Source organism: Aliidongia dinghuensis (genome assembly GCF_014643535.1).
In the GTDB taxonomy this organism is placed as follows: Bacteria; Pseudomonadota; Alphaproteobacteria; order ATCC43930; family CGMCC-115725; genus Aliidongia; species Aliidongia dinghuensis.
Genome location: NZ_BMJQ01000023.1, coordinates 47468 through 62666 on the forward strand (window position 1 = coordinate 47468; position 15199 = coordinate 62666).

Here is a 15199-nt window from a genome sequence, read left to right on the forward strand (position 1 = left end):
CTTCACCAGGAGATACCCATGACCAAGAGCGCCATCGTCACCGGCTCGACGAGCGGGATCGGGCTCGGAATCGCGACATCCCTCGCGGCCGCGGGCTACAACATCATGCTGAACGGCTTCGGCGACGCCGCCGAGATCGAGAAGGTCAAGACCGGCCTCGCCCAGAAGCACGGCATCAAGACGGCCTATTCGGCGGCCGACATGTCGAAGCCGGCCGACATCCGGCAGATGGTCGCCGACACGGTCGAGGCGTTCGGCTCGGTCGACGTGCTGATCAATAACGCCGGCATCCAGTTCACGGCCCTGACCGAGGATTTCCCGGACGAAAAGTGGGACGCGATCATCGCCATCAACCTGTCGGCCGCGTTCCACGCCTCGAAGGCGGCGCTGCCGCACATGAAGAAGCAGAAGTGGGGCCGCATCATCAACATCGCGTCGGCCCACGGCCTGGTCGGTAGCGCCCAGAAGGTCGCCTATGTCGCGGCCAAGCACGGCATCATCGGCATGACCAAGGTCGTCGCCATCGAAGCCGCGAACGACGGCGTCACCTGTAATGCGATCTGCCCGGGCTGGGTGCTGACCCCGCTCGTCCAAAAGCAGATCGAGGATCGCGCCCAGAAGAACGGCACGTCGGTCGAGGCCGAGAAGGCCGCCCTCCTCGGCGAAAAGCAGCCGATGAAGCAATTCACCACGCCCGAGCATCTGGGCGGTCTTGCGGTCTATCTGTGCTCGGACAATGCCGAGACGACGACCGGCACGGCACTCTCGGTCGACGGCGGCTGGGTCGCTGAATGAATTAGCTAAATTGCCGAGTATTGGAGAGGAATCCTTAATTCGGCACGCGTAGGTTCCGTGCGTGGCCGCGGTGGGAAGACCACATTATCGGCCGGTAGCGCACGAACATTTTGAGGGGTTTCTACTAGCCGGGACCGCTCCGCGGTCGGACGGAACAGGAATTCACCAGGACTTTCCCGGCGGGCGCCCTCGCGGCGCCCGCCGTTTTTGCGTCTGGCCGACACAAGAACCAGGATTGAGCCCGGTTTCGCGGCCGGGCTAGGATGCGGGCACGCCTCATTGACCCACTGCCCCGCCCGAAAGGTGCCGCTCCCTGCCATGGCCGAGAATTACGGGCCGAAATTCGCGACCTTGGCGCTCCATGCCGGCCAGCGCCCCGATCCGACAACCGGCGCCCGCGCGGTGCCGATCTATCAGACGACCTCCTACGTCTTCGGTTCGAGCGACGAGGCGGCCGCCCTCTTCAACCTGGAACAGCCCGGCCACGTCTACAGCCGCATCTCGAACCCGACCGTGGCCGTGCTCGAAGAGCGCTTGGCTGCGCTCGAAGGTGGCGTCGGCGCCATCTGCACCGCGAGCGGCCAGGCGGCGCTGCATCTGGCCGTGGCGACGCTCATGGGCGCCGGCGGCCATATCGTCGCCTCCGCCTCGCTCTATGGTGGCTCGACCAATCTCCTGAAGTTGACCCTTCCTCGTTTCGGTATCGAAACGTCGTTTGTGGAGGCACGCGACCTCGACGGCTTCGCTGCCGCCATCCGGCCCGAGACGCGGCTCGTGTTCACGGAATGCATCGGCAACCCGGGGCTGGAGATCGCCGACCTCCCGCGCCTGTCGGCGCTCGCCCACGCCCATGGGCTGCCGCTGCTGGTCGACGCGACTTTCGTCACACCCTATCTGATGCGGCCTTTGGCGCTCGGCGCCGACCTGTTGGTGCATTCGGCGACCAAGTGGCTGGGCGGCCATGGCGTCGCGATCGGCGGGGCGCTCATCGACGGCGGCCGTTTCGACTGGGCGGCATCAGCCAGGTTCCCGACCTTGACCGAGCCCTATGCCGGCTATCACGGCATCAATTTCGCCGCCGAATATGGCCCGGCCGCCTTCATCCAGCGGGCGCGGGCCGAGGGACTGCGCGATTTCGGCGCGTGCATGAGCCCGGCCAATGCGTTCCAGATCCTGCAGGGTGTCGAGACGCTGCCGCTGCGCATGGCGCGCCACATGGAAAATACCGCCCGGCTGATCGACTTCCTCGCCGGTCACGAGGCGGTCGCCTGGGTCAATCACCCGAGCCGGCCCGACCATCCGGATCATGCGCTCGCGGCCGAGCTGCTGCCGCGCGGCGCCGGCTCGATCGTCAGCTTCGGCATCAAGGGCGGCCGTGCCGCCGGCAAGGCCTTCATCGACGCCCTCGGCCTCGTGTCGCACTTGGCCAATGTCGGCGACGCCAAGACCCTGGTGATCCATCCGGCGAGCACGACCCACCAGCAGCTCGCGGCCGAGGACCTGGCGCGCGCCGGCATTGGCGAGGACATGATCCGCCTCTCGGTCGGCCTCGAGGATCCGGACGATCTGATCGCCGATCTGGCCCAAGCGCTGCGGCGGGCGCAGAAGCTGCAGGAGCCGCGCAAGTGACGGCGCCGATGCTCGATAGCCGATCGATCGGCATCGCGACCGGCGGCCGCCCGTTCGACCCGCACCTGCCGGTGATCGTGCTCGTCCACGGCGCCGGTATGGACCATACCGTCTGGGCCTATCAGGCGCGGGCACTCGCCCATCGCGGCTGGTCGGTGCTGGCGGTCGACCTGCCCGGCCATGGCGGCAGCGCCGGGCCGGCCCTGGACTCGGTCGCAGCCATGGCTGGGTGGATCTGGCGGTTGCTCGACCAGCTGGGCGTCGCCCGGGCGGCGCTCGCCGGCCACAGCATGGGCTCGCTTGTGGCGCTCGAGGCAGCGGCCATGGGCGGCGACCGGACAACGGGCCTGGCGCTGCTCGGCACGGTGCCGCAGATGGCGGTCCACCCGACCATGCTGGAATCGGCTAGGGCCGGCGATCACCGGGTGATCGACATGATGGTCGGCTGGAGCTTCGGTCGGCAGAGCCTGCTGGGATCGGTCGGTACGCCCGGCGGCTACCTGCCGGCCGGTGCCGAACGGCTGCTCGAGCGCGGTGACCGGCAGAGCCTTGCGAGCGATCTTGCCGCCTGTGCGACCTACCAGGACGCGCTCGCCGCGGCGGCGCGCGTCGCCTGCCCGACCCGGCTGATCCTCGGCGCCGAGGACAAGATGACGACGCCGGCCAAGGCAGCACCCCTCGCCCGGGCGATCGCGGGCAGCCGGACGATCGTGCTGCCCGGCGCCGGGCACATGATGATGCAGGAGGCGCCCGGCGCGGTCACCGCAGCGCTGACGGAGATCGCCCGAGCATGACCCTCGTGGACAAGCCGACCACCCGCGCCGACTATCGCTGGTTCCTCGACATCCCGACCCGCTGGATGGACAACGACGTCTACGGCCACGTCAACAACGTGGTCTACTACTCGTATTTCGACACGGTCGTGAACAAGATGTTGATCGCCGAAGGACTGCTCGACATCGAGCGGTCGCCGACGATCGGGCTCTGCGTCGAGAGCCATTGCAGCTTCGCAGCCCCGCTCGTGTTCCCGGAGACGGTCGAGGCGGGCCTGCGCGTGGGAAGGCTCGGCACCTCGAGCGTGCGCTACGAGATTGGCCTCTTCCGCGAGAATATCGAGGCGCCGGCCGCGACCGGCCATTTCGTCCATGTCTTCGTCGATCGCACGACGCGACGGCCGGTGCCGCTCGACGAGACGGCAAGAGCCATTCTGGGACGGCTCGTGGTCGCCTGACGCCCGGTCAGTACGGAGCCGGCCTCCGTACGAATACGTAGGGGGGATGACAGCGCAGGCCGCCGCCCTATCTTAATCTTTATGAACGCCTGCACCTGTCGGGCTCGGCCCACCAACCTTCCGCGCCCCTCGGGCGCACCCGATCGCGGTTTCTCGCGATGCTGAACCCGGCATCCGCCAACACGGCCTATTTCGGCCGGACCTACGACGAGGCCATGGGGCTTCTGATCGAGGCGCGCAATTACGTTGCGGTCAACGAGTTGCGGGCGCCGCCGGCCCTGACGCCGACCGACCGGCTGATGCTGTGCTGCGAGACCATGCGCCTCACAACGCGCCTTGCCCATATCATGGCCTGGCTCTTGGCGCAGCGGGCCGTCTACGCCGGCGAGATCACGCTCGCCGACAGCGCGGAAGAGCCTTATGCGCTGGGCGGCAGCAAGATCTGCCTGACGGTGGTCGATGACGTGGACCGCCTGGGCGACGAGTGGCTGTCGGCGCTGCTCGAGCGCTCGCTCCGGCTCTATGTCCGGGTATCGCGCCTCGACGAACGGGTGAGGCGCGAAGTCCTGGTGCACGGCGGGACGGCAGGATCGGCCTGAGTACGCTCGCCGCCTATTGCCTCAAATGCGAACGCGCCGGACAAGCCGGCGCGTCAGCCTTCCCGAACGGTCGAAACCGCTTAGTACTTGATGCCGAAGCCGCCGAAGCGCTTGTTGAAGCGGGCGAGCTGGCCGCCCTGGTCGTTCAGGCGCTGCTGGCCGCCGGTCCAGGCCGGATGGGTCTTCGGATCGATGTCGAGACGCAGCGTGTCACCCGGCTTACCGTAAGTGGACCGCGTGGTGTAGCTCTCGCCGTCGGTCATCACGACGGTGATCTCGTGGTAATCGGGGTGAATTTCGGTCTTCATGGCATGGCTCCGCGATAAGCCGCGTCTTATAGCGGCGGCCCCGCTGCGTTGCAACTCGAATGAGGGGCGGATACATGCCTGAGACCGGCGCGGATTGCAAGCCCAACCCTCGCGCATCGAAAGGCTCGCCTTGCGGCGGCGGCCGGACTGCCCATCTACCCCTCTGATTTTACTGCACGACAGAAGAGCGCGAGGCTGAAGACATGGCCAAGGATCCGACCGGCGGCAGTTCCGGACCGCGCGCCAAGGGGCAACTGAAGGCGCTGGCGCCGCTCTGGCGCTTCCTTGCGCCCTATCGCGGCCGCCTGGCGCTGGCTGGCCTCTGCCTCATTGCCGCTGCCGGCGCGGTCCTGGTGCTGGGCCAGGGCGTACGCCATCTGGTCGACTGGGGTTTCGCCGATCCCTCGGGCGCCCGGCTCGATCAGGCAGCACTCGGCATGATCCTGATCGTGGCCGTGCTGGCCGGCGCCACGGCCGGTCGCTTCTATCTCGTGTCATGGCTGGGCGAGCGGGTCTCTGCCGACATCCGGCGCGCCGTGTTCGACCGGGTCTTGAGCCTGTCGCCCGCCTTCTTCGAGACGACGCGGACCGGCGAGATCCTGACCCGGCTCACCTCGGACACGACGCTGATCCAGACCGTGGTCGGCAGCAGCATGTCGCAGTGGCTCCGGAACGCGCTCATGTTCGTGGGCGCGCTCGCCATGCTCGTCGCGTCGAGCCCGAAGCTCGCGGCCGTCGTCCTGGTACTGGTGCCCTGCGTGCTCGTGCCGATCGTGCTGTTCGGCCGGCGCGAGAAGCGCCTGTCGCGCGCGGCCCAGGACCGGATCGCCGATGTCGGCGCCTATGCCGAAGAGACGCTGAACGCCATCCGCACCGTCCAGGCCTTCACGCACGAATCGGTCGACCGGCGGCGCTTCGCCGAGCATGTGTCCCGGGCACTGGGTTCGGCCGAGCGGCGGATCGCCACGCGCGCGCGCCTTCTGACGCTCGTGATCGCGCTCGCCTTCAGCGCCATCACCGCCGTGCTGTGGATCGGCGGGCACGAGGTGCTGGCCGGCCGCATGACGGCAGGCGACCTCACCGCCTTCGTCCTCTATGCCGTGTTGGTGGCGACCGCCGGCGCCAGCCTCAGCGAGCTCTGGGGCGACGTCCAGCGCGCCGCCGGGGCAGCCGAGCGGCTTCTGGAGTTGATCCGCGAGGTGCCGGACATCGCGGCCCCCGCCGTGCCCGGGCCGTTGCCGTCGCCGCCCCGGGGCCAGGTCGCGTTCCGGGACGTCACGTTCCATTATCCGGCCCGGCCCGACCGCTCGGCGCTCGACGGCCTGAGCTTCGAGGTGGCGCCGGGGGAGACCGTGGCGCTCGTCGGCCCGTCGGGCGCCGGCAAGACGACGCTGTTCCAGCTGCTGCTGCGCTCGTACGACCCGGCCGCGGGCGCGGTGCTGATCGACGGCGTCGACCTGCGCCGAGCCGATCCGGCCGAAGTGCGCAGGCGCATCGGCGTCGTGGCACAGGAACCGGTCGTGTTCAGCGCCAACGCCTGGGAGAACATCCGCTACGGCCGACCCGAGGCGTCGGACGCCGAGGTGCGCGCCGCCGCCGACGCGGCGCTCGCGACCGAGTTCCTCGACAAGCTGCCGGAGGGCTTCGACACGTTCCTCGGCGAAAAGGGTGTCCGGCTCTCGGGCGGCCAGCGCCAGCGGCTCGCCATCGCACGGGCGATCTTGCGCGATCCGGCGATCCTGCTGCTGGACGAAGCGACAAGCGCGCTCGATGCGGAGTCCGAGCGCGCGGTGCAGACGGCGCTCGACCGCCTGTCCAAGGGCCGCACCACGCTCGTGATCGCCCACCGGCTCGCGACCGTGCTGTCGGCCGACCGCATCATCGTGATCGACGAGGGCAAGGTGGTAGCGACCGGGACGCATGCGAGCCTCGTCGGCGAACGCGGGCTCTACGCGCGCCTGGCCGCCCTGCAGTTCGGCGCACCGACCCCTGCCCAGCACGCCGCCGCCCAATAGATCGCCTGATTCTGCCGGACAGCCGCAGTCTGTAACAAAAGGGACATGGCTGCCTCCCACCGGGTTGTCGTGCCGAATTCTCCGACTATATTGCACTGCAGCAAGCGCATTGCGGCGCAACAGTACGGTATTGGGCTATGATTCACTATCGGACGCTGGGCCAAGCGGACGCCGGCGAGATCGAACGTCACCTGCTTCGGCTGAACGCCGACGACCGGTATTCGCGGTTTCACGGCCGCGCCGGCGACGATCATGTCCGGCGCTATGTTGTCCAACTGCCGTGGTCCACTCATTCGGCTATCGGCGCCTTCGAGCACGGCCATCTGGTCGGCATCGGCGAGATCGCCTACGACAAGCCCTTCGTGCCCGAGGTCGCGGAAATCGCGGTCAGCGTCGACCGGGTGCTGCGTGGCCGCGGCGTCGGCCGCGAGTTGATTGAGCGCGCAGTGCGCGCCGCCGGCTGGCGCGGCGCCAGCCGGTGCACGCTGCATTTCCTGCACACCAACGCCTCGATCCCGCGCATCGTCCGGCGCCTCGCCGGCACGGTCGATTTCGCCGAGGGCGAGGCCGTCATCACGGCGGAACGTCCAAGCTTGCGGCTCTGGCTCGACAAGCTCGGCGAGGCGCAGGCCTCGGTCGCGGGCGTGCTAGCGCCGCTCTGGACGAAGGCAGCCTGAGAGCGCACCTCGCTCAGTTCGCGTATTCGGCGCGGATCTGCTGGCGCAGCAGGTCGATCGGCATCAGCTGGCCGGCCTGCTCATAGTACCAGAAGGTCCAGCCGTTGCAGGACGGCGCGCCCTGGACCTCGGCGCCGACCTGATGGATCGAACCCTTGCCGTTCGCCCAGATGAGCGTGCCGTCGGGGCGCACGCGTGCGGCCCAGCGCCGGCTCTGATCGACCAGCACGGTGCCGGGCGGGATCATGCCGCGCTCGACGAGCGTGCCGAAGGGCACGCGCGGCTCGCTGCGCTTCGACTGGATCGTCAGGTCCTCGGCCGGCACGGGCAGCACGGCGGCGATGCGCTCGCGCGCGAGCCGCGCATAAGTCTCGTCCCGCTCGAGCCCGATGAAGCGGCGGCCTAGGCGTTTCGCGACAGCGCCGGTCGTGCCGGTGCCGAAGAACGGGTCGACGACCAGGTCGCCGGGCTTGGTGGATGCCAGCAGCACGCGATGCAGGAGCGCCTCGGGCTTCTGGGTCGGATGCGCCTTGCGCCCGTCGAGCTTCAAGCGCTCCGGGCCGCCGCACAGCGGGATCAGCCAATCGCTGCGCATCTGAAGGTCCTCGTTCAGGCCCTTCATGGTTTCGTAGTTGAAGGTGTAGCGCGCGTCCTTGTCCTTGGCGCACCACAGCATGGTCTCGTGCGCGTTGGTGAAGCGCTTGCCGCGGAAGTTCGGCATCGGGTTGGTCTTGCGCCACACGATGTCGTTCAGGATCCACAGGCCCAGGTCCTGCACGATCGCGCCGACCCGATAGATATTGTGGTACGAGCCGATGACCCAGAAGCTGCCGGTCGGCTTCAGGATGCGCTTCGCCGCCGCAATCCAGTCGCGCGTGAAGCGATCATAAGTCGCGAAATCGTCGAACTTGTCCCACTCGTCGTCGACGCCGTCGACGACCGAGTTGTTCGGGCGCCGCAGATCGTTGTTGAGCTGCAGGTTGTAGGGCGGGTCGGCGAACACGAGGTCGACCGAATTCGCCGGCATGGCGCGCATCAGCGCGGTCGAGTCGCCGACCAGCACCGAATCGACTTCGAGCGTGTGAATCCTGGACATGCGCTGCACCATGAATCCCGCCGAGTCGCGCGTCAATGGGCTGTGATTCCCCGACGATTCGAAATTTCTGCGGGTGAGTCCGCGCGGCCATAGTCAGCACCCACCCGCTTCGGCATAGTGGTCCGAAAACCGCCAGAGGCCGTCCTTCGAAGCGCGGCCCGGCGAAGAGCGGCCCGGATTGCCGAGGGGAGGACACCATGCTGGACGAGACGCCAGGCGCCCGCGCCCGCCGCAACACGATCGGCGACGGGCTGCGCCGTGCCGCCTCGCGCTATCGCGAGCGCGCGGCGCTCCGCTACGGCGAGCGGGCCTGGAGCTTCCGGGCGCTCGATGAGGCGGCCGACCGGGTCGCGCACGCCTTGCTCCACAAGGGGCTCGCCAAGGGCGACCGGGTCGCGGCATACGGGCGCAATTCCGACGCCTATCTCTTGCTCTGGCTTGGCACAGTGCGCGCCGGCCTCGTCCATGTGCCGGTCAACTATGCGCTAACCCCATCGGAGCTCGGCTATATCGTGCGCCAGTCCGGCGCCAAGGCCGTGATCAGCGACGCCGCACTTGACGCCAACCTGGCCGAGCTCCAGGCGGCGGGCGACCTGATGTTCGGCCATTTCGAGGACGGCCATTTCGAGGACGGCCATTTCGAGGACAGGCTGGGCCTGGACGTGCTGGCAACGGCGCTCGACGAGACGGCACGCCGCGCAGCCGACCAGGACATCGCCGACACGGACCTGGCGCAGATCCTCTATACCTCCGGCACGACGGCAGCACCCAAGGGCGCCATGCTGACCCACCGCGCGATCCTGGCCGAATACGAGAGCTGCATCCACGAGCTCGATTTCGGCCCGAACGACAAGGCGCTCGCCGCATTGCCGCTCTACCATTCGGCCCAGATGCATTGCTTCAGCATGCCCCAGCTCATGGCCGGCGCGACGACCGTGCTGCTGCAGGCGCCCGAGCCCGCGACCGTGCTGCGCCTGATCGAGGAGCACGGCATCACGTCGTTCTTCTCGCCGCCGACCGTGTGGATCAGCCTGCTCCGGCACGAGGATTTCGACCGGCGCGATCTCTCGACGCTGCGCCATGTCTATTACGGCGCCTCGATCATGCCCGTGCCGGTGCTCGACGAGCTACGCCGCCGGCTACCGAACGCCGGCCCATACAATTGCTATGGCCAGAGCGAGATCGCGCCCCTCGCGACCGTGCTCCGGCCCGAGGAGCATCTGGAGCGCCCGGCCTCGGCCGGCCGGCCGGTGCTGAATGTCGAGACCCGCGTCGTCGATGCCGAGATGAACGACTGCCCGCCCGGCGTCCAGGGCGAGATCGTCCATCGCTCGCCGCAGCTTTTGACCGGCTACTGGGACAAGCCCAAGGAGACGGCGGAGGTCTTCGAGGGCGGCTGGTTCCATTCCGGCGATGTCGGCGTCATGGACGAGGCCGGCTATCTCACCATCGTCGACCGCATCAAGGACGTGATCAAGACCGGCGGCATCCAGGTCGCCTCGCGCGAGGTCGAGGAGGCGTTGTTCACCCACCCGGCCGTGTCTGAGGTCGCGGTCATAGCATTGCCCGACCCGAAATGGGTCGAGGCGGTGACGGCCGTCGTCGTGCTGCGCCGCGACCAGGCGGCGACCGAGGCGGATCTCATCGAGCACGCCCGCCAGACGCTGGCACCGTTCAAGCTGCCGAAGCGCGTGTTCTTCGTGGAAGCCCTGCCGCGCAACACGGCCGGCAAGCTGCTGAAGCGCGAGTTGCGGAAAAGCTTCGCGGAGCAGGTGGATTAAACCCTAGCCCGCTCACGCGGGCGAGGGACGTACCTAGCGATAGCGCCGGAACGCCGGCCAGACCTCGGCCAAGGGCCGGCGCAGGCCGCGGCATAGGATGATCGGCCGGTCGTTCTCGTAGGGCATGACGTAGGGCGCACCGATCTGCCCCGCGATCTCGGTCGAGCGGCAGAGCCGGGCGAGCCGGTCCGGGTCGCCGTTGACCAGGATCATCGCGTCGCCGTCGAAGCCGCGCACGCCCCAGAGAAAATACTGGTTCTGGCCGCTCAGGGCCGGCGGCAGCCCGTCGGCGGCGCCATAGACGTCGAGCGCCGCCGCCTCGCCGTAATCGACGGCCACGAGCGCCGTGTGGGCGCGCTCGTCATCCGGCAGCGCTCGATAGACCGCCGCCACCTGGGCCTCAAGCGTGCGCCAGCCGAGCTGGTCGGAGAACAGCTGGGTGAGCGGCGCACCGATCGCGGCCGCCTCCTCGGGCGGCGGCGCCAGATGGGTGGCGGCGAGATAGCGCGCCAGCACCGGCGGATCGAGGATCGGTAGCACGACCGGCGCCGCCACGGCCGCCGCGAGGCCGGCAAGCGCCAGCCAAGCCGTGCGCAGCCCGCGGCCGAGCGACTGCAGTCCCACGGCACCGACCGCAAACAGGCTCGGATAGGCCGCAGCAAGATAGTAGTTCTTGCCATGGGCGCCGATGACGATCGCGGCGGCGACGGCATAGGCCATCGCGATGAACCGTGCATGCTTGAGACGCGGCCCCCGGAAGGGCGCCACGAGGCCGGCGATCCAGAGCGGCGCCAACACGATGTTCTGCTCGAACGCCTGGCGGATGAGGAAGCGGATCGGCGTGCCGGTGAAGTTGGTGCCGCCAACGGCCGGCCGGATGACCTCGAAGAACGGCCAACCGTGGAGCTGCTGCCAGACGAGGCTGGGCGCGCCGATCACCAGGGCCAAGAGCGCCGCGCGCCAGCAATCGCGATGGCGGTACAGCGCCCGCGCCGGAGTCGCGAGCAAGCCCGCAGCCAGCGCCAGAAGCCAGATCGCCATGCCGTATTTCGCCTGCATGCCGAGCCCGGCCACGATCGCGGCGGCGTAAAGGTAGCGTCCCTCGCCGCTCCGCACCGCGCGCAGCACCAGATATGTGAGGCCGGTCCAGCAGAGCGGCTCCAGGGTCTCGGTCGTCAGCACCGTGCTGAGGGCCACCAGCATGGGCGAGAGGCTGGCGGCGAGGCCCGCGACCCAGGCCCCGGTCGTGCTGCCGCCGAGCGCGCGCGTAATCGCCGCGGTCAGCGGCACGAGCAGGACCGCCGAGAGCGCCGCCGGCACACGCAACAACCAGACATTCGTGCCGAACAGTTGCGTCGCCGCCGCGAGGAGCGGGATGAGCGGTGGCTGATCGACGTAGCCCCAGTCCGGCCGCCGGCCGCAGACGATGAAATAGAGCTCGTTGCGGAAGATGTCGTAGCGCCCGGCCAGCGCGAAATGGACCAGTGCCACCAGCGCCGTGATCAGCCACACCGCTGGCTCGCGCCGCCACGACGCGCGGCAGATCTCCACGAAGCGCTCCGCCATGCCCGTCATCCAATTTATGAAGCTATGCGTATCAAATTGGAAGCGATTCTCTCGTAGAGTCAAATTAAGTTTTTCGATTCACAACTGATATCGTTACGCATAGCGTATTAATATGACGGATGATCGGAACAGCGACGCAACAGATGCCCGGCGCCTGCGTGCGAGCCTGGCGCGGCTGCAGCGGCGGCTTCGCGCGGAGCGCGGCGAGATCGGGCTCGGGCCGTCGCGCTACAGCGCGCTCGCCTGCCTCTATCGCAACGGGCCGATGAGTGCCGTCGAGCTGGCGGCGGAGGAGCGGTTGCAGCCGCAATCGCTGACCCGCGTGCTGGCGGCGCTCGAGGAGCAGCATCTGATCAGCCGCCGACCCGACGAGGACGACCGGCGGCGCGTGCGCCTTGAGATCACGCCCGCCGGCATTGAGCGGTTGCGCACGGCGGTCGCCCGCCAGGAGACCTGGCTCGCCGACGCCATGCGCCGGCGCCTCTCGCCGGTCGAGCGGGAACTGATGCTGCTGGTCGTGCAGTTGATGGACCGCCTCGCCGATCCCGAGGGCTAAGTTGAGAACTTAGCCAGCTATGCCCGCGCTGGGTGACAAGCAGTCAATCAAGGACTCGATGCAGAAGATCGTGCCAACGCATAATTGGGGCAGTTGGCAGATAGAGACGACCACAACCTATCAAGTGCCGCGCGTGATTGTTGCCGTTCGATATTTTGCGCAGTCGTATTGTCGATGAAATTACTTTCCTGGCGCATAATCTCGAAACGACCGCCGGACGGCCTCTGATACAGGACCACATAGCCGCAATGTCGGTCTACATTCGTGAAATAGGCGGCGATGTCTATAGCAGCATACACACCTGGGTATGGGGCTGAAGCGGGATCTTTGGTCCATGTAACTTTCAATATAAGTCGCCGTTTCAATGCGCCAAATCGCTCATTGTATTCGCGATTGTTTTGAGAAAATTGCACAAGCGAAAGCAAGCTCCTCTGACCATCTGTCATCATTGCGTAAGCGCGCTGATACTGCCCGCCATCGAGCGCAGAAAAGTACTCGGATGTTACCTCGAGAACCTCCTGCCTTTGACTAGCAGAAGGCAGCCAACCCGGCGCCGAATCGCTCGTAACATTTATTGCTCCGAGAGTATCCGACGGAGCCGACTGCTCCCCTACCGGTGAGCTCAGAGCCGTTACCGGCGAAAAGATGGCGGAAGCTTCAGCCGCAATCAAAGCCGCGAAAATTACCCACAACTTCATTGCGAGCTCCCGTTACCTATGCGACTTTCTCATGTAGAGACGACGCCCGCAACCGCTCGCGAACCACCCTCCCCCAATCGGCTTTTCTTCCTACCCTGGCCCCAGAACCGCCAGCAGCACCGGCACGGTCAGCACCGAGAGCACGGTCGTGAGCAGGATGGTCGCGGCGGCCGGGCCACGGTCGGTGTCGTAGGCCTCGGCCAGGATGAACGGGCCGGTACCGGTCGGCAGCGCGCTCAGCAGGATGGCGATCGCCGCTGGCAGCGGTGCCAAATGCAGCAGCGGGCCGGCGACGAGCCAGGCGAACGCCGGCTGCACAGCAAGCTTCAGCGTGACAAGTGCCGCGACCGAGCCCAGGCGGAAGTCGCTGCGATGGGCCGCGATGAACAGGCCGGTCGCGACCAGCGCGCAGGGGCTGGCCGCCTGGCCCAGGAGCTTGATGAAGGCGCCGACCGGGCTCCAGACCGGCAATCCCAGCGCATCGATCACCAGGCCCAGGATCGGCGCCACCAGCAGCGGGTTGCGCACGAGGCGGCCGCCGACCAGGCGGGCGACGCTGCCACGGCCGGTGCTGTCATGCCGGTCGATCTCGATGAGCGCGATCACACCGGCGAACTGCATCGAAGCCGTGATGACGACGGCGATGACGACCGCGCCGAGGCTCTCCGGACCGAACGCCATGGCGCAGAGCGGAATGCCCATGAAGCCGACGTTGGCATAGGTCGCGTTCAAGCCCCTGAGCGCGGCGACCGTCAGACCTTGCCGGCGGAACAGCGGCGCCATGATGAGGAGCGTGCCGAGGATGCCGCCGCCGAAGGCCGCAACGAAGCCCCAGTCGAGCACCTGGGCCAAGGGCGCATGGGCCGTGACGTCGAACAAGAGCGCCGGCAGCGCCAGGCTCACGACGAAGCGATTGAGCGCGCCCGTGACCGCGGCGTCGAGCACGCCGAACCGCCCGGCGATCGTGCCGGCCAGGATGAGCGCGAAGACCGGGAACGCAGCGCCCAGAACCGCCTGCATGGCGCTCCTACTCGGCCGCGTCGCGGGCGGCAATATCCGGGGATGGCCCTAGCAGCGCGCGCACCGGCCCGAAGCTGCGGCGGTGATGCCGGGTGAGACCGATCGCGCCCAACGCCCGGCGATGGGCCGCGGTCGGATAGCCGGCGTTCTGCGCCCAGCCATAGCCGGGATAGCGGCAATCGAGCAGCGCCATAGCGCGGTCTCGCGTCTCCTTGGCGACGACGGACGCGGCCGCGATCGACAGCGAGATCGCGTCGCCCTTGACGAGTGTCACCGCGCGGCAGGCGAGCTTCGGCGCCCGGTTGCCGTCGATGAGCGCCACGTCGGGCCGGCGCCCAAGGTGGGCGACCGCGCGCGTCATCGCCAGCATCGAGGCCTGCAGGATGTTGATCCGGTCGATTTCGGCAACGCTGGCCGCCCCCACGCCGATCACGGCGATCCGGCGCAGCACGGCCAGATAGCGCGCCCGCGCGTCAGCCGAGAGGGCCTTGGAATCATCGAGCCCGTCGAGCTCGGGCGGCAGGTTGGCCGGGTCGAGGATCACCGCCGCCGCCACGACCGGCCCGGCCAGCGGGCCACGCCCGACCTCGTCGACGCCGGCAACGATGCCGCCCAGGCGCATTTCCCAACTGAGATCCGGCATGCGCCCCCGACTGCCCCGCCTTTCGATCGGACAAGATTGGCCGAGATATGGCGGCCGTTGCAAGGACCAGCCGCTAGATGTGGCGGGAGAACTCGGATTTTGCCAAGGCAATCCACCGGCTGCATTGGCCCGGACGGCAGCCCTGCGTGCCCGCGGGTTGCGGAGAGGCCAGTAATTCGCTACTTTCTTCGGTGATCCGGAGCTTTTCCGGATGATCCGCCCCTGAAGGAGGGGGCAAGAGCCGCATGTCGGATCGAATAGCCGTCTACAAGACGCCGCTCCAGCGCCTCGCCGAGATTTTCACCGTTCTGCTCATCACCATCGGCTCCGCCGCCTTGTCGCATGCGGTATTGCCGGACTTCTCGGTCGCGCCCGTCATTATTTTGTCATTAATCGCCGGCTTCGTGATCGTCTCGTGGATCGGCTCGTACTTGGCCGAGCGCCTGGGCGGGACGATGATGACCGCGAGTGAGCGCAGCCGCCGTTATCTCGACGAGATCACGCCCGCCGCCGGCCTGTTCCGCGGCTTCGCGCCGACGCCGGTCCGGCGCAACCGCGGCGGCCGCACGCTCGGCTAAGCGCCCC

16 protein-coding genes are annotated in these 15199 nt (G+C 67.9%); 10 read left to right on the forward strand and 6 right to left on the reverse strand.

Annotated features, from left to right (window positions below; genetic code table 11):
* Positions 1–18 precede the first annotated feature (18 nt).
* From IEY58_RS30455 to IEY58_RS30475, 5 genes are all read left to right on the forward strand, one after another.
* Complete coding sequence (locus IEY58_RS30455; protein WP_189051948.1) at positions 19–795, forward strand: 3-hydroxybutyrate dehydrogenase; 777 nt, start codon at positions 19–21, stop codon at positions 793–795.
* A 318-nt stretch (positions 796–1113) separates the two neighbouring features.
* Positions 1114–2424 carry an O-acetylhomoserine aminocarboxypropyltransferase gene (locus IEY58_RS30460; protein WP_189051949.1) on the forward strand — a complete coding sequence of 437 codons (1311 nt, stop codon included), beginning with the start codon at positions 1114–1116 and terminating at the stop codon, positions 2422–2424.
* Complete coding sequence (locus IEY58_RS30465) at positions 2421–3218, forward strand: alpha/beta fold hydrolase (RefSeq protein ID WP_229744075.1); 798 nt, start codon at positions 2421–2423, stop codon at positions 3216–3218. Before IEY58_RS30460 ends, IEY58_RS30465 begins: the two co-directional genes overlap by 4 nt.
* Positions 3215–3655, forward strand: a complete 441-nt coding sequence (locus IEY58_RS30470; RefSeq protein ID WP_189051950.1) for an acyl-CoA thioesterase — start codon at positions 3215–3217, stop codon at positions 3653–3655. The genes IEY58_RS30465 and IEY58_RS30470 overlap by 4 nt, the downstream gene beginning before the upstream one ends.
* A gap of 158 nt (positions 3656–3813) precedes the next feature.
* Positions 3814–4254 carry a DUF1465 family protein gene (locus IEY58_RS30475; protein ID WP_189051951.1) on the forward strand — a complete coding sequence of 147 codons (441 nt, stop codon included), beginning with the start codon at positions 3814–3816 and terminating at the stop codon, positions 4252–4254.
* Positions 4255–4334: 80 nt separating this feature from the next.
* Here IEY58_RS30475 and rpmE read toward each other — a convergent pair whose 3' ends face one another.
* Positions 4335–4562 (reverse strand): 50S ribosomal protein L31, encoded by a 228-nt coding sequence (gene rpmE, locus IEY58_RS30480; protein ID WP_189051952.1) that lies wholly within the window; start codon positions 4560–4562, stop codon positions 4335–4337.
* 203 nt (positions 4563–4765) lie between these two features.
* On the opposite strand from rpmE, the gene IEY58_RS30485 reads away from it, so the two are divergent.
* Both IEY58_RS30485 and IEY58_RS30490 read left to right on the forward strand, forming a co-directional pair.
* A complete protein-coding gene (locus IEY58_RS30485) occupies positions 4766–6577 on the forward strand; it encodes an ABC transporter transmembrane domain-containing protein (RefSeq protein ID WP_189051953.1) in 1812 nt (603 codons plus the stop codon).
* Positions 6578–6714: 137 nt separating this feature from the next.
* The gene (locus IEY58_RS30490) at positions 6715–7254 is read left to right on the forward strand and encodes a GNAT family N-acetyltransferase (protein WP_189051954.1); all 540 of its coding nucleotides are present in this window, start codon (positions 6715–6717) and stop codon (positions 7252–7254) included.
* Between the two features lie 13 nt (positions 7255–7267).
* Here IEY58_RS30490 and IEY58_RS30495 read toward each other — a convergent pair whose 3' ends face one another.
* On the reverse strand, positions 7268–8350 hold the full coding sequence (locus tag IEY58_RS30495) for a site-specific DNA-methyltransferase (protein WP_229744076.1): 1083 nt from the start codon (positions 8348–8350) through the stop codon (positions 7268–7270).
* A 197-nt stretch (positions 8351–8547) separates the two neighbouring features.
* Between IEY58_RS30495 and IEY58_RS30500 the strand changes: the two genes are divergently transcribed.
* On the forward strand, positions 8548–10131 hold the full coding sequence (locus IEY58_RS30500; protein ID WP_189051955.1) for an acyl-CoA synthetase: 1584 nt from the start codon (positions 8548–8550) through the stop codon (positions 10129–10131).
* A 33-nt stretch (positions 10132–10164) separates the two neighbouring features.
* Here IEY58_RS30500 and IEY58_RS30505 read toward each other — a convergent pair whose 3' ends face one another.
* On the reverse strand, positions 10165–11697 hold the full coding sequence (locus IEY58_RS30505) for a glycosyltransferase family 39 protein (RefSeq protein ID WP_189051956.1): 1533 nt from the start codon (positions 11695–11697) through the stop codon (positions 10165–10167).
* Positions 11698–11809: 112 nt separating this feature from the next.
* On the opposite strand from IEY58_RS30505, the gene IEY58_RS30510 reads away from it, so the two are divergent.
* Positions 11810–12253, forward strand: a complete 444-nt coding sequence (locus IEY58_RS30510) for a MarR family winged helix-turn-helix transcriptional regulator (RefSeq protein ID WP_189051957.1) — start codon at positions 11810–11812, stop codon at positions 12251–12253.
* Positions 12254–12300: 47 nt separating this feature from the next.
* Here the strand turns inward: IEY58_RS30510 and IEY58_RS30515 are convergent, their stop codons facing one another.
* From IEY58_RS30515 to IEY58_RS30525, 3 genes are all read right to left on the reverse strand, one after another.
* Positions 12301–12951: a DUF4019 domain-containing protein gene (locus IEY58_RS30515; protein WP_189051958.1), complete on the reverse strand. Its 651-nt coding sequence runs from the start codon at positions 12949–12951 to the stop codon at positions 12301–12303.
* A gap of 90 nt (positions 12952–13041) precedes the next feature.
* Positions 13042–13971, reverse strand: coding sequence for an AEC family transporter (locus IEY58_RS30520; protein WP_189051959.1), 930 nt, complete (start codon positions 13969–13971; stop codon positions 13042–13044).
* A 7-nt stretch (positions 13972–13978) separates the two neighbouring features.
* Entirely contained in the window at positions 13979–14614 is a 636-nt protein-coding gene (locus IEY58_RS30525; protein WP_189051960.1) for a ribonuclease HII, read from the reverse strand.
* Positions 14615–14859: 245 nt separating this feature from the next.
* Here IEY58_RS30525 and IEY58_RS30530 point away from each other — a divergent pair, with 245 nt between their 5' ends.
* Positions 14860–15192, forward strand: a complete 333-nt coding sequence (locus IEY58_RS30530) for a hypothetical protein (protein WP_189051961.1) — start codon at positions 14860–14862, stop codon at positions 15190–15192.
* The last annotated feature ends 7 nt before the right edge of the window (positions 15193–15199 follow it).

Coding starts and splice junctions, on each gene's coding strand:
- IEY58_RS30455 (WP_189051948.1), top strand. CDS start 19: ATGACCAAGAGCGCCATCGTCACCGGCTCGACGAGCGGGATCGGGCTC.
- IEY58_RS30460 (WP_189051949.1), top strand. CDS start 1,114: ATGGCCGAGAATTACGGGCCGAAATTCGCGACCTTGGCGCTCCATGCC.
- IEY58_RS30470 (WP_189051950.1), top strand. CDS start 3,215: ATGACCCTCGTGGACAAGCCGACCACCCGCGCCGACTATCGCTGGTTC.
- IEY58_RS30475 (WP_189051951.1), top strand. CDS start 3,814: ATGCTGAACCCGGCATCCGCCAACACGGCCTATTTCGGCCGGACCTAC.
- rpmE (WP_189051952.1), bottom strand. CDS start 4,562: ATGAAGACCGAAATTCACCCCGATTACCACGAGATCACCGTCGTGATG.
- IEY58_RS30485 (WP_189051953.1), top strand. CDS start 4,766: ATGGCCAAGGATCCGACCGGCGGCAGTTCCGGACCGCGCGCCAAGGGG.
- IEY58_RS30490 (WP_189051954.1), top strand. CDS start 6,715: ATGATTCACTATCGGACGCTGGGCCAAGCGGACGCCGGCGAGATCGAA.
- IEY58_RS30495 (WP_229744076.1), bottom strand. CDS start 8,350: ATGTCCAGGATTCACACGCTCGAAGTCGATTCGGTGCTGGTCGGCGAC.
- IEY58_RS30500 (WP_189051955.1), top strand. CDS start 8,548: ATGCTGGACGAGACGCCAGGCGCCCGCGCCCGCCGCAACACGATCGGC.
- IEY58_RS30505 (WP_189051956.1), bottom strand. CDS start 11,697: ATGGCGGAGCGCTTCGTGGAGATCTGCCGCGCGTCGTGGCGGCGCGAG.
- IEY58_RS30510 (WP_189051957.1), top strand. CDS start 11,810: ATGACGGATGATCGGAACAGCGACGCAACAGATGCCCGGCGCCTGCGT.
- IEY58_RS30515 (WP_189051958.1), bottom strand. CDS start 12,951: ATGAAGTTGTGGGTAATTTTCGCGGCTTTGATTGCGGCTGAAGCTTCC.
- IEY58_RS30520 (WP_189051959.1), bottom strand. CDS start 13,971: ATGCAGGCGGTTCTGGGCGCTGCGTTCCCGGTCTTCGCGCTCATCCTG.
- IEY58_RS30525 (WP_189051960.1), bottom strand. CDS start 14,614: ATGCCGGATCTCAGTTGGGAAATGCGCCTGGGCGGCATCGTTGCCGGC.
- IEY58_RS30530 (WP_189051961.1), top strand. CDS start 14,860: ATGTCGGATCGAATAGCCGTCTACAAGACGCCGCTCCAGCGCCTCGCC.